The organism is Kribbella turkmenica (genome assembly GCF_004348725.1).
Lineage (GTDB): Bacteria > Actinomycetota > Actinomycetes > Propionibacteriales > Kribbellaceae > Kribbella > Kribbella turkmenica.
On the sequence record NZ_SMKR01000053.1, the window covers coordinates 1 to 12,594 of the forward strand.

Consider the following 12,594-nt stretch of genomic DNA (forward strand, 5'->3'; position numbering starts at 1 on the left):
ACCGGGCCGGCCTCTCGTCAGGACACCTTCGCCAGGAAGTCCAGGGTGCGCCTCGTCGTCAGCGCCGCCGCCTCCGCGTCGTACCCCGGCAGCGACGAGTCCGCGAACAGGTGCTCCTTGCCCGTGTAGAGGAACAACTCGGCCTGGCCGGCCGACGCGACCAGCGCACGGGCGGCGTCGAGGTCACCGCCTTCCTCGGTGAAGAAGGGGTCCTCGTCCATGCCATGGATCTGGACCGGCACACCGTCGGGCCACGTGCCGAACTCCTCGACCGGCACGCAGGAGTAGTAGAACAACGCGCCGCGCGCACCGGGACGCGTCTGGGCCAACTGCTGCGCCGCCATCACTCCGAGCGAGAAGCCCGCGTAGACGATCGCTTCCGGAAGCTCCTGGACCGCGCGGAGCCCGCGCTCGGTGACGGTCGCGAAACCGGTGGTCCGCGCGTAGTCCATGCCCTCGTCCAGGGTGGCGAAGGTATGTCCGTCGTACAGGTCGGGCAGGTGGACGGTGTGTCCGGCCTGCCGAAGTTCGTCGGCGAAGGACTTCACCCCGTCGGTGAGTCCCTGCGCGTGGTGGTACAGCACAACCTCGGCCATGATCGCTCCAATGATCCAAATATCTCGAACGTTCCGCGATGCTAGTCTAATCCGACCATGTCGATCAATACTCCGGTGCCGGACTACGAGCTCGAGGAGACCATCGAGCTCACCACCGCCGAGCAGGTCCGCGCGATCAGCGACCCGCTGCGGACGACGATCCTCGGCCTGCTGCACGAGCGGGCCGCGACCGTGACCGAGCTGGCGACCGCGGTCAAGCGGCCGAAGAGCACCGTGGCCCACCACGTGAAGGTGCTCACCGACGCCGGCATCCTGCGCGTGGTCCGGACCCGCCGGGTGCGGGCGATCGAGGAACGCTTCTACGGCCGGGCCGCACGGATGTTCTACGTCGGCCTGGGCCGCTCAGGCCCGGACGGCGTACCGCTGCCCCCGGACTTCAACGACTTCGAGGTCGCCGCGAAGGAGTCGACCCCGGCGTACGACGCGGGCCAACTGCGGTCGTTCATCCGGCACGCCCGCATCCCGGAGGAACGCGCCGCGGAGTTCTGGCAGCAGGTCGACCGCCTGGTCCACGACTTCGACCGGCTCCCCCGCGCCGGTGACACCACCTACGGTTTCACCGTCGGCCTCTACCCGATCCTCGACTATCCGACCCTGCCGCCACCGGCCGAAGGGGAATAGTGCAGGCCAGCATCAGGAGCGCCATGAACGAGTAGTAGTACAGGGCGACCCAGAGCCCGGCCGGAGTGTCCAGGGTGAGGTGCGGGGCGAACAATCCGACGGTCAACGCCCAGACCGGGACGACGCTCAGCGCCAGCAGGCCCGCGATCAGCCTCGGCACCCGCCGGCCGCGCCCGGCGATCGCATAGCCGCCGAGGATGCCGTAGAGCGGCACTCCGATCGCGCCACCGCCGAGACCGCTCTCCAGCACGCCGAGTGGATCGGGGGCCAGCAGTGCGGTGAACAGCAACGGCGACAGGAGCAGCCATCGCCGGTGCGGCCGCCCGCCGGTCCGGCGGAGATGCTCGGCCCACCCCAGCAGACCGCCGGTGAGCACGCCGGGCAGCAGGATCCAGACGAAGGTGCCGACCCAGGTGACCCCCGACTCGTCACCGGCGACCTGCGCCATGAAGCCGCGCAGTCCGGCCGCCCAGGCCAGGCCGCAGAGACCACCCAGGGCGACCAGTTTGATCGGACCGGCGGTGATTTCCTGGCCCGGCCTTGTCAACTCTCCTGTTGTCATCGGGATCTCCCCCCGTGAGCAGTGCTAGCTCGCCGCCTGCTCCTCGAACCAGCGGTCGAGAAGGTCCGCGATCCGGGCGAGGACGTCGCGGGCGGTGTTGTAGTCGTCCTCCCCGAACTCCGCGGCGAAGCGTTCCTCCAGGTCCTTGAGATGGTTGTAGCCGTCCGCCGCGACCGCGATGCCGCGGTCGGAATACGTGACCAGCTTGGCGCGGCCGTCCTCGGGATCGGGACGCATCTCCAGAATGTCGAGGCCGACCATCTCCCGGATCACCTCACCCATCGACTGCCGGGTGATGCCCGCGCGCGCGGCCATGTCGGCCGCCCGGGAACCGTTGCGGCTGAGCGTTCCGAAGACCAGGTTGTGGGCCGGTTTCAGCTCCGGATGGCCGTCGCGGTGCCCGGTTCGGACCATGTCCGCCTGCAGCGCCCGGTTGGCCCGATCGACCAGGGCGATGAACGGCTTCCGGTCGAGCCGGGGCAGTTCGCCTCTTGACATCCGTAAGGATTCCTTTCAATATTTCGACAGGTATCCTTACAGTATCAGGAGGTCTGATGAATCCCAAGGAGCTGGGGCACGCCGCTCTCCGGCCGCTCGTCGCCGACCTGTTCGCGCAGGGCCGTCGCCGTACCGTCCGGGTCGCCGTCGAGCAGGAGCTCCTGGTCGCGGACAGCACGACCGGGGCCGCCGTACCGATCGAGCGGGTCCGCGCGGCGGCCGCGTCCGCCCTGGTCGCGCCGTACGTCAGCTTCGAGCCCGGCGGCCAGCTCGAGCTGAGCCTGCCGTGCTCGCCCGATCCGGCCGCACAGGTCCGGACGTTGACCGACGACCTCCAGGGCCACCTGACCGCGGCCCACATCAGCACGTACGCGCTCCCGGTCGACCCGCGACCCGAGCACGAGGTCCCGCTGCAACTCACCACCCCGCGGTACGTCGCGATGCACCGGCACTTCGACTCGATCGGCCCGGCCGGTCGGCGGATGATGCGGCGGACCGCCTCCACCCAGGTGTGCCTCGACTGGTGGCCCGGCCGAGCCGGCGCCGAGCAGTGGCGGGTCCTCAACCTCGCCGGCCCGTTCCTGGCGGCGGCGTTCGCCCGGAGCACGGGCCGCGAGGGCCGGCTCACCACCTGGCTCGACGCCGACCCGGCCCGGACCGGCTTCGACGACCGGCTGTCGTCCGGTGACGACCCGGTCGCGGCGTACACGGCGTTCGCCGCCGGTGCGGCCGTCTTCACCACCGGCGGACCGGCCGAGCACCTGACCACGATGTTCCCGCCGGTGCGGCCGCGGTCGACGTACCTCGAGGTCCGCTTCCTCGACGTCCAGGAGCCGGCCGCGATCGGCCCGGTCGTCAGCGCCCTGACGAGTCTGGTGTACGACGACGACCGCCGTCGGCAGGCTCTGCGGGCACTCGAGCCGGAATGTGCGCAGCTGGCTGAACACTGGCGTTCGGCCGCGGCCGGCGATCCGGCCACCGCCGCTCGCGGTCGCGAGCTGGTTCCCGACCTGATCCTGGTCGCATGAACGACATCCTGTTCGTCACCGATCCGCTCACCGGGCTGCTGGCCGGGGATCGACGCGCCATCGGCTGGTGCACGCGAGCGAGCAGCCCGGCCACGACCTCTGTGCCGTCAGCCGGAGGATCTCGGGGTCGCGATCCGCGTACGCGGCAACGCGGCCGAGTACATCAGCATCACCGCGCTGACAACGAACCGTTCGTCAGAAGATCTCGATGCTGACCGGCAGGACCGGCCAGCCGAAGGCCGCACCGGCCGTGGCCAGGGCACCCGAAGTGTGCTCGATGACCCGGCCGGTCGCGGCGAACTCGGCGAGCCGCCTGCCGCCGAGGTACGCCGCACCGAGCTCCGTGACGGACAGGACCAGGTCGGCCGGATTTTCGGTCCGTTCGCAGCGGGCCGGCGTGTGCGGACCGTCGGCCGTCAGCCGGTAGCGGCCCGAGTTCGCCGGGATCAGCTCGTCGGTCACCTCCAGGACGACGTCGACCGGAACGGCGTACCGCCGGTCACCGAGCGCGCGGGCGACGTCCGTCACCCGAACCCAGAGCGACTCGGTCACCCGCCGGCCCAGCGCGGTCGGAGTGGTCACTAGCTGCTGCACCGGCTCGTCCAGCGCGGCGTACCCGTACCCGAGCTTGGCGGACAGGTCCATCGTCAGCAGGTGATGCCACAGCACCCGGTACGCCGTCGGCTCGAGCGCCACCAGCTCCTCCAGCGATACCTCGTTGGCCGGACCGCTCGACTCCCAGTTCAGCTTGCCGCGGTAGAGCGCGTAGCCGTCGATGGTGCCGGTCTCGTCGCGATGCACCAGGATCCGGCGCGCGGTCTTCCCGTCGCGGCTGTCCGGCTTGTCCTGCAGGTGCTTCTGCCAGCCGAGCTCGGAGCGCCCGGAAACGCCCGGCCGGTGTTCCTGCAAGCTGCGCAGCAGCGGCGCCAACTGCTTCCCGGCGTCGTCGGCGGGCAGCTCGCCCAGCTCGCCCGGCCGCGTCCGCACGGCCCGCGGACCGACCCGGTGCAGATCGACCTCGTACGACACGTCGAACGCGGCAGCGCCGTACCCGAACCGGCCGTAGATGCCGGGCTCGCTCGCCCACAGCACCGCGATCGCCTCCGGCACCTCGCGCAACTGCCGGCTGATCAGGCCGGCCATCACCCCACGCCGCCGATGGATCGGCTTGACCCCGACCGCGGTCACGTGCGCGGCCGGCACCACCGCACCCGGCACGGACAGGTCCCGGGTCAGCGCTCTGGTCGTGCCGATGATCTCGTCGTTGTCGACCGCGACCAGGGCACGGTCCGGCTCGAACATCTGCCGGCCCAGATCGTCCGGGCGCATCTCGAACATCATGGCGCCGCCGAACAGCGCGAGAAACTCGTCGTAGTCCGCGGCCACCGCCGTACGAATGTCGTATCCGGTCATTCCCGCATCCTGACACGGCCCGCCGACAACAACCGGTGGTCCGGGATCACAAAGGTACGGCGAGGACTGGCACCGTGGCGCAGTACCGGATGTGATGTCTGCGTGATCACCTTGAACGAGTTCGCCGCCCTCGCCCGGGCGGAGCAGGGACTTGCCGTCGTGTCGACGGTGCGCGCCGACCACACCATCCAGTCGTCCGTGGTCAACCTCGGCGTTCTGGACCACCCGATCGACGGCGAGCCCGTCGTCGCGTTCGTGACCTACGGAAAGGTCAAGCTGCGCAACCTCCGGGTACGTCGGCAGATCACCATGACGGTGCGCTCGGGATGGAGGTGGGCGGCGGTCGAAGGGCAGGGCGCGATCATCGGGCCCGACGACACGCATCCGGGCGTCGACGCCGAGCGGCTCCGGCTGATGCTGCGCGAGATCTTCACCGCCGCCGGCGGAACCCACGACGACTGGGACGAGTACGACCGGGTGATGGCGGCCGAGCGCCGCGCAGCCGTCTTCGTGCGGCCCGACCGGATCTACGGCTCCTGAAGCCGCAGGCGGCTCACAACCAGGTCGTCGCGGCTGCTCGCCGCCTGGATCGACTTCTGACCGGTCAGCCGAGGCCCTTGAGGAGTTGGCGGGCCATGACGATGCGCTGGACCTGGTTGGTGCCTTCGTAGATCTGGGTGATCTTGGCGTCGCGCATCATGCGTTCGACCGGGTAGTCGTGGGTGTAGCCGTAGCCGCCGAGGAGCTGGACGGCGTCGGTGGTGACGGCCATCGCGACGTCGGAGGCGAAGCACTTGGCGGCGGCGCCGAAGTAGGTCAGGTCGGAGTCGCCACGTTCCGAGCGGGCGGCGGCGGCGTAGGTGAGCTGGCGGGCGGCCTCGATCTTCATGCCCATGTCGGCGAGCATGAACTGCAGCCCCTGGAACTCCGCGATCGCCTTGCCGAACTGCTTGCGCTCCTGCACGTACCCGAGCGCGTAATCCAGCGCGCCCTGCGCGATGCCGAGCGCCTGCGCGGCGATCGTCACCCGGGTGTGATCCAGGGTCGCCATCGCGGTGCCGAAACCGGTGCCCGGGGCGCCGACCAGTCGGGCGGCGGGGATCCGGACGTTGTCGAGGTACACCTCGCGGGTCGGGGAGCCCTTGATGCCGAGCTTTTTCTCCGGCGCGCCGAACGAGACACCCTCGTCGGCCTTCTCCACCACGAACGCGCTGATTCCCTTCGACCGCGCGTCCGGGTCGGTGACCGCGAAGACGGTGTAGAAGTCGCTGACGCCGGCGTTCGTGATCCAGCGCTTCACGCCGTTCAGCACGTAGTGGTCGCCGTCGAGCACCGCCCGGGTCTTCATCGACGCGGCGTCCGAGCCGGCCTCGGGCTCCGACAGGCAGTACGAGAACATCGCGTCGCCCGCGGCCACCGGCGGCAGGTAGCGCTGCTTGACCTCGTCCGCCGCGGACAGCAGCAGCGGCAGCGATCCGAGCTTGTTGACCGCCGGGATCAGCGAGGTCGACGCGCAGGTGCGGGCGACCTCCTCGATCACGATCACGGTCGCGAGCGCGTCCGCCCCGGCGCCGCCGTACTCCTCCGGGATGTGCGGCGCGTGGAAGTCGGACGCCTTCAGCGCGTCGTACGACGCCTTCGGGAACTCGGCCAGCTCGTCCACGTCACCGGCGTGCGGGGCGACCTTGGCATCGCAGACGTCGCGGACGGCCTCCCGGATCGCCTGGTGCTCCTCGGACAGCGCGTACAGCTCGAATGAGTTACTCACGAGTCGCACTGTACGACGAACAACCCGTGAGCGGAGGGCGTCGTACGCCGAAAGTGACCAACAGCGCACAGCTTGGTGGAGCGGTGGACATGAGCCGGTCACCGGCTGATAACCAGGATGGGTAGAGTCCCCGACATGAGTGAAGCGACCTCCCGCCCACTGCGGATCGCGGTGATCGGTACCAACTACCTCGGCGCGAACACCGCCGCGGGGATGGCCGAGTTCGGTTTCGACGTGATCGGTGTCGAGATCGACGAGCACCGGCTGAAGCTGCTGAACGACGGCAAGGCGCCGCTGTACGAACCCGGCCTGGACCCGCTGCTGAAGAAGCACGTCGACTCCGGCCGGCTGCGGTTCACCAAGGACTACCGCGAGATCGCGGACTGGGCGGACGTGCACTTCATCTGCGTCGGCACCCCCCAGCTCGAGGGCAGCGAGGCGGCCGACCTGGCCCAGGTCAACTCGGTCGTGGACATGCTCGCCCCGCTGCTGACCAGGCCGGTCCTGGTGGTCGGCCGGTCCACGGTCCCGGTCGGTACGTCGAAACTCGTCGAGCAGCGTTTCCACGCCGAGGCCCCGGCCGGTACGGCGGTCGAGATCGCCTGGCAGCCCGAGTTCCTCCGGGAGGCGCACGGGGTCGACGACACCCTGCGCCCGGACCGGCTGGTCTTCGGCGTGCAATCGGCAGCCGCGGAGGCCAGGCTGCGCGAGGTCTTCGCCACCCCGATCGCCGAGGGTACGCCGGTGGTCGTCTGCAACCGGCCGACCGCGGAACTGGTGAAGGGCGGCGCGAACGCCTTCCTGGCCACCAAGATCTCGTTCATCAACGCGCTCGCCGAGATGGCCGACGCGACCGGCGCGGACGTCACCCAGCTGGCCGACGCGCTCGGGTACGACCGGCGGATCGGCCGCGGCATGCTGAACGCCGGCCCCGGGTACGGCGGCGGCTGCCTGCCGAAGGACCTGCGCGCGTTCATGCACCGGGCCGGGGAGCTCGGGGTCGAGGAGGTGATCACGCTGCTGCGTGAGGTGGACGACATCAACCAGCACCGCCGGGCCCGGATCGTCGACCTGACCCACGAGGTGCTCGGGGCGGAGTGGGTCGGCCGGAACGTCACCGTCCTCGGGGCCGCGTTCAAGGCCGGGACGGACGACGTCCGCGACTCGCCCGCGCTCGACGTGGCCGGCCGGATCCAGCTGCACGGCGCGAACGTGACCGTCTACGACCCGGAGGCGATGGAGAACGCCCGGAAGGTGCGCCCGACGCTGCGGTACGCCGGCTCGGCACTCGAGGCCTGCGAGGGCGCCCACGCCGTCCTCCACCTGACCGAGTGGCCGGAGTTCCGCGAGCTCGACCCGACCACCCTGAAGGAGGTAGTCGCCATCCCCGCCCTGGTCGACGCCCGCCTCCTCCTGGACGCCGACACCTGGCGTGCCGCCGGCTGGACCTACCGCGCGCCCGGTAAGCCCTGAGACAGATCCCGAGCCGCCCGGAAGCGCAGGTTCCGCGCGGCTCAATCGACGGTGGCGTTGCGGATGACCGGGCGGCTGAGTGCGATCAGCCCGATCCCGGCAGTAGCGATTCCGATACCGAAGCACACACCGGTGATGCCGAAGCCGTCGAGGTCCGCCAAGCTGCCCAGGACCGGGTTCATGACCACCAGAGCGAGGCTCTGGCAGAGAACGATGACCGACTGGAGGCGCGACTGGTAGTCGCGTTCGACGGAGTTCATCAGCAGGGGCAGCACGTGGCCGGTGAAGGTGCCGACGCCGACGCCGCTGAGGATCGCGGCCGCGATCGCGAGCGGCAACGGGGTCACCACGGACAACCCCACGAATCCGATGGCGGCGAGTAGCAGGCCGGTCATCGCGACGATGCCTGGCCGGCTGAAGGCACCCTTCATGAGGATCCGGATGGACACCAGACCGACTCCGAGGCTTCGGGTTGCGATCAGCAGACCGGCCGTCTGCGCGTCCCACTCGTGATGGCGGGCCAGCAGTGGCAGCAGCAGCGCATCCATCGGCATCAGCAGACCCGCCGCCACGGTCATGGTGATCAGGAGTGCCCGGGTCAGGGGCAGCCGGAACGCCATCCGGACGCCGTCGGCGATGGAGCGGAACATGCCGGCGGTCTTCGAGCCGTGGGGTGCGACAGTCTTCCGCAGGAGGATGAGGACGAGGATCATGACGGCGAAGGTGAGGGCGTCGAAGCCGGCGGCGGCGGTGAGGCCGGCCCAGCTGACGAGTACGCCGCCGACCGCCGTACCGGTGACCGCGAAGACGACTCCGGTGACCTGGAAGCTGGCCAGGGCCCGGGGCACCTGCTCCGGCGGGACGAGGAGTCGCGGCATCGAGCGGGACGACGGCAGGAAGAACGCGTCGATCACGCCGACCACGAGCGCGAGGGCGAGCAGCAGCCAGACCGGCTCGCCGGCGGCCAGCGTGGCCGGGACCAGCGCGGCGGTCACGGTGAACATCGCCACGCAACTGACCAGCAGGACGCGCGGGACGCCGAACCGGTCGCCGACCGCGCCGCCGACCAGCAGCAGGGCGGCCCGGGGGGCGGCGGCGAGGAGCAGCACCAACCCGGCGACCCGGCCGCCGTGCTGGCTGGCGGACCAGCCGATGGCGAACGTCATCGTCAGGTCGCCGAGCAGGGACACGGCAGCACCGAAGAGCCAGATCCAGTAGCGGACCGGGATGCGCTGCGTATCCGATTCAGCGGGCGGAGTCACGATCGATGACCTTAGACGACATCGGTGGGGATCACACGGCTACCCGGCTGCAGGTTGTGGAAACCGGCTGCGATCAGCCTTTACGGAGCTCTGCGGCGCCGTCACGGACCGTGCTGCCCTTGGCCCGGGCCACATCGGCCAGCGACTCCTGGAAGGCGATCATCCGGTCGCGCAGCCCGGCGTCCGACGCGGCCAGGATCCGGACCGCGAGCAGCCCCGCGTTCCGCGCGTTCCCGATCGACACCGTCGCCACCGGCACCCCGGCCGGCATCTGCACGATGGACAGCAGCGAGTCCATCCCGTCCAGGTACTTCAACGGCACCGGTACGCCGATCACCGGCAGCGGAGTCACCGACGCCAGCATGCCGGGCAGGTGCGCGGCACCGCCGGCGCCCGCGATCAGAACCTTGAGACCCCGCTCGTGCGCTGACCGTCCGTAGTCGATCATCTCGGCCGGCATCCGGTGCGCCGACACCACATCTGCCTCAAAGGGCACGTCGAACTCAACGCACACCTCGGCCGCGGCCTTCATCGTCGGCCAGTCGCTGTCCGACCCCATCACGATTCCAACAGTCATGCCGCAGTCCCTACTCGTCGATGGCGCCGGTCAGGTACGCGGCCGCGTGCCGGGCGCGTTCGCGGACGTCCTCGAGGTCGTCGCCGTACGCGGTGACGTGGCCGACCTTGCGGCCGGGCTTCACGGACTTGCCGTACAAGTGCACCTTCAGCGCCGGGTCGCGGGCCAGGCAGTGCAGCAGCCCGCGGTGCATGTCGTCGACGTCGCCGCCGAGCACGTTCACCATCACCGTGTACGGCGCTCGCGCGGCCGGCGACCCGAGGGGCAGGTCGAGCACGGCGCGAAGGTGGTTCTCGAACTGCGAGGTGATCGCGCCGTCGATCGACCAGTGACCGGTGTTGTGCGGGCGCATCGCGAGCTCGTTGACCAGCAGGCGGCCGTCGCGGGCCTCGAACATCTCGACCGCGAGGATGCCGACCACGCCGAGCTCGCCGGCGATCGTCAACGCGGTCTGCTGGGCCTGCGCCGCCTTCTCCGGCGCGAGACCGGGCGCGGGCGCGCTGACCTCGACGCAGATGCCGTCCTTCTGCACCGACTCCACGATCGGGTAGGCGACCGCCTGGCCGTGCGGCGAGCGGGCCACGATCGCGGACAGTTCGCGGACGAAGTCGACCTTCTCCTCGGCCAGGATCGGTACGCCGCTCGCGAAAGCCGTCCCGATCGCCGCGTCGTCCGGGCCGTCGACGAACCAGACGCCCTTGCCGTCGTACCCGCCGCGGGTGGTCTTCAGGATCACCGGGAAGCCGCCGACCCGCTTGGCGAAGTCCTCGACGTCGGCCGGCGTCTCGACCACCTGGTGGGCCGGCGAGGGCGCGTCGAAGGTGTCCAGCCGGCGGCGCATGACCGCCTTGTCCTGGGCGTGCACCAGTGCGTCCGGTCCAGGGTGGACCGTGATCCCGTCCGCCTCCAGCGACTGCAGCAGGTCCGTCGGAACGTGCTCGTGGTCGAAGGTGACCACGTCGCACTCGGCGGCGAACCGCCGTACGGTCTCCGGGTCCTTGTAGTCGCCCACGGGCGCGTCCGCGACGGCCTGGGCCGCGGACACCGCCGGGCCCTCGGCCAGCACCCGGAGCTGGATGCCGAGCGCGACCGCGGTCTCCTGGGTCATCCGGGCCAACTGCCCGCCGCCGACCATCCCGACCACCGGCGTACCGACGGGGAGGTCCTTCCGAGAGAACTTCACAGGCAGGAGCCTAATGTCCATACCTCACCCCGCCCGCAGCGACCACGGTGGCGCGCTGGGGACGCGCGGGAATTTCGGCCGCGGGCCGATCGCCGGGTACCGTGGGAAGCTGCCCTCCCGTCGCGGTGTGATCACAGAAGGTTCCGGAGACCGTTGAAGCTTGTCACCACGCTGTATCGCCAGGTCGAGCACCTTGTGCACGAAGTGGCCAAGTTCGGTCTGGTCGGTCTGCTCGGTATGGCCGTCGACCTTCCGATCTACAACTGGCTGGTGTTCAACAACCCCCTCGTCATCGCCGACTCCGGGGTCGGCATGCTGCACCACAAGCCGCTGACCGCGAAGTTCATCTCGGTGACCGCCGCGACGATCGCGACGTACCTGGGCAACCGGCACTGGACCTGGCGGCACCGCGAGCGCTCCGGGCTGCACCGTGAGTACGTGCTGTTCTTCGTCCTGAACGGGATCGGCCTGCTGATCGCGGCCGCCTGCCTCGGCTTCTCCCGCTACGTGCTGGACCTGCACAGCTGGCTGGCGGACAACATCTCCGCGAACGTCATCGGCCTGGGGCTGGGCACGCTCTTCCGCTTCTGGTCCTACCGGAAGTTCGTCTTCAAGGAGGAGATCGAGCTCGAGGAGGCCGAACGTACCCCGGCCCCCGACTCCCCCGCAGCCCTCGACGGCGAAACCACCGGCGACCTACCAGCCGTCCGCTAGCGCTAGCCGAACGCCCGAGAACGGCGCCACCCCACCGGGTCGGCGCCGTTCTACGTTGAGGGCCAGAGGACTGGCTGAATGGTGGGGTCGGTGTAGTCGGGGGTGCCGGTCGGGTCGGTGCGCACGAGGGTGTCGTTGGGGTGCGTCGCGCCGGGGCGGTGGCGGTTGTCGATGGGCTGCAGGTGGATGGCGAGGGACCGGCGGGGTTCGGCACCGCGGTTGGCGGAGCTGCCGTGGACCGTGCGGCAGTGGTGGAAGCTGACCTGCCCGCGACGTATCCGGGGTATGACCGGCGTCGGATCGAAGCCCTGGGCGACCAGCGCGGCATCCAGGGCCTCGCTGTCCTGGGAGAAGAAGTCCAGCCCGGAGACGTCCCACCGATGGCTGCCGGGCAGGAACGAGACCGCGCCGTTGACCTCGTCGACGTCGTGGAAGCCGACCCAGGCGGTCAGCATGTTGTCCGACGTGCACGACTGCCAGTACTGCCGGTCCGTGTGCCAGCCGACCCGGGCCGACCCGCCCGGGCGGTCGACGGGCTTGCGAAGGAGCTGGTCGTGCCAGAGCCGGATCCCTTCGGCTCCGGACAGCGCGGCCGCGGTCGCACCGATCGCTGGGTGCCGGACCAGCGCCGCCAACTCGTCGACCCGCAGCGACGCGTAGTCGTTCTTCCGGAGCACGTCGCCGTCGGACGGCTGCCACCCGCGCGTCGACGGCAGGTCGGGGAGCTTGTGGTCATGGTCGCCGGCGTAGAACCGCTCCATCCCACGCTCGGCCGCGTCGAGCACGTCGGCCGGCAGGATCACCGGCGAGATCCAGTAGCCGTACTCCCGGTAGAAGGCGATGTCAGCTGCTCCTGGCTGCATGCCGTTGACCCTAGG

14 protein-coding genes are annotated in these 12,594 nt (G+C 70.2%); 5 read left to right on the top strand and 9 right to left on the bottom strand.

Annotated elements, in window-relative coordinates:
- Positions 1–17: 17 nt before the first annotated feature.
- The gene (locus tag E1218_RS14375) at positions 18–596 is read right to left on the bottom strand and encodes a dienelactone hydrolase family protein (RefSeq protein ID WP_132320214.1); all 579 of its coding nucleotides are present in this window, start codon (positions 594–596) and stop codon (positions 18–20) included.
- A 57-nt stretch (positions 597–653) separates the two neighbouring features.
- On the opposite strand from E1218_RS14375, the gene E1218_RS14380 reads away from it, so the two are divergent.
- Positions 654–1,238, top strand: a complete 585-nt coding sequence (locus tag E1218_RS14380) for an ArsR/SmtB family transcription factor (RefSeq protein WP_132320216.1) — start codon at positions 654–656, stop codon at positions 1,236–1,238.
- Here E1218_RS14380 and E1218_RS14385 read toward each other — a convergent pair.
- On the bottom strand, positions 1,174–1,800 hold the full coding sequence (locus E1218_RS14385; protein WP_132320218.1) for a hypothetical protein: 627 nt from the start codon (positions 1,798–1,800) through the stop codon (positions 1,174–1,176). The genes E1218_RS14380 and E1218_RS14385 overlap by 65 nt on opposite strands.
- A 24-nt stretch (positions 1,801–1,824) precedes the next feature.
- Complete coding sequence (locus E1218_RS14390; protein ID WP_132320220.1) at positions 1,825–2,298, bottom strand: MarR family winged helix-turn-helix transcriptional regulator; 474 nt, start codon at positions 2,296–2,298, stop codon at positions 1,825–1,827.
- Between the two features lie 56 nt (positions 2,299–2,354).
- On the opposite strand from E1218_RS14390, the gene E1218_RS14395 reads away from it, so the two are divergent.
- Positions 2,355–3,326, top strand: coding sequence for a glutamate-cysteine ligase family protein (locus tag E1218_RS14395; protein ID WP_132320222.1), 972 nt, complete (start codon positions 2,355–2,357; stop codon positions 3,324–3,326).
- A gap of 195 nt (positions 3,327–3,521) precedes the next feature.
- Here E1218_RS14395 and E1218_RS14400 read toward each other — a convergent pair whose 3' ends face one another.
- Positions 3,522–4,739, bottom strand: a complete 1,218-nt coding sequence (locus E1218_RS14400; protein WP_132320224.1) for a GNAT family N-acetyltransferase — start codon at positions 4,737–4,739, stop codon at positions 3,522–3,524.
- A gap of 102 nt (positions 4,740–4,841) precedes the next feature.
- On the opposite strand from E1218_RS14400, the gene E1218_RS14405 reads away from it, so the two are divergent.
- The gene (locus E1218_RS14405; RefSeq protein WP_132320226.1) at positions 4,842–5,279 is read left to right on the top strand and encodes a TIGR03618 family F420-dependent PPOX class oxidoreductase; all 438 of its coding nucleotides are present in this window, start codon (positions 4,842–4,844) and stop codon (positions 5,277–5,279) included.
- Between the two features lie 64 nt (positions 5,280–5,343).
- On the opposite strand, the gene E1218_RS14410 is transcribed toward E1218_RS14405, so the two are convergent.
- Entirely contained in the window at positions 5,344–6,507 is a 1,164-nt protein-coding gene (locus E1218_RS14410; RefSeq protein WP_132320228.1) for an acyl-CoA dehydrogenase family protein, read from the bottom strand.
- Between the two features lie 135 nt (positions 6,508–6,642).
- Here E1218_RS14410 and E1218_RS14415 point away from each other — a divergent pair, with 135 nt between their 5' ends.
- On the top strand, positions 6,643–7,980 hold the full coding sequence (locus tag E1218_RS14415) for a UDP-glucose dehydrogenase family protein (RefSeq protein WP_202866010.1): 1,338 nt from the start codon (positions 6,643–6,645) through the stop codon (positions 7,978–7,980).
- Between the two features lie 41 nt (positions 7,981–8,021).
- Here the strand turns inward: E1218_RS14415 and E1218_RS14420 are convergent, their stop codons facing one another.
- The 3 genes from E1218_RS14420 to E1218_RS14430 all read right to left on the bottom strand — a co-directional run bounded on the left by E1218_RS14420 (position 8,022) and on the right by E1218_RS14430 (position 11,002).
- Positions 8,022–9,242, bottom strand: a complete 1,221-nt coding sequence (locus E1218_RS14420; protein ID WP_132320230.1) for an MFS transporter — start codon at positions 9,240–9,242, stop codon at positions 8,022–8,024.
- A 73-nt stretch (positions 9,243–9,315) separates the two neighbouring features.
- The gene (gene purE / locus E1218_RS14425) at positions 9,316–9,819 is read right to left on the bottom strand and encodes a 5-(carboxyamino)imidazole ribonucleotide mutase (protein ID WP_132320232.1); all 504 of its coding nucleotides are present in this window, start codon (positions 9,817–9,819) and stop codon (positions 9,316–9,318) included.
- Positions 9,820–9,829: 10 nt separating this feature from the next.
- Positions 9,830–11,002, bottom strand: a complete 1,173-nt coding sequence (locus tag E1218_RS14430; protein ID WP_233712225.1) for a 5-(carboxyamino)imidazole ribonucleotide synthase — start codon at positions 11,000–11,002, stop codon at positions 9,830–9,832.
- Between the two features lie 153 nt (positions 11,003–11,155).
- On the opposite strand from E1218_RS14430, the gene E1218_RS14435 reads away from it, so the two are divergent.
- Positions 11,156–11,716 carry a GtrA family protein gene (locus tag E1218_RS14435; RefSeq protein WP_132320236.1) on the top strand — a complete coding sequence of 187 codons (561 nt, stop codon included), beginning with the start codon at positions 11,156–11,158 and terminating at the stop codon, positions 11,714–11,716.
- A gap of 50 nt (positions 11,717–11,766) precedes the next feature.
- Here the strand turns inward: E1218_RS14435 and E1218_RS14440 are convergent, their stop codons facing one another.
- Positions 11,767–12,579: a phytanoyl-CoA dioxygenase family protein gene (locus E1218_RS14440; protein WP_132320238.1), complete on the bottom strand. Its 813-nt coding sequence runs from the start codon at positions 12,577–12,579 to the stop codon at positions 11,767–11,769.
- Positions 12,580–12,594: the final 15 nt, after the last annotated feature.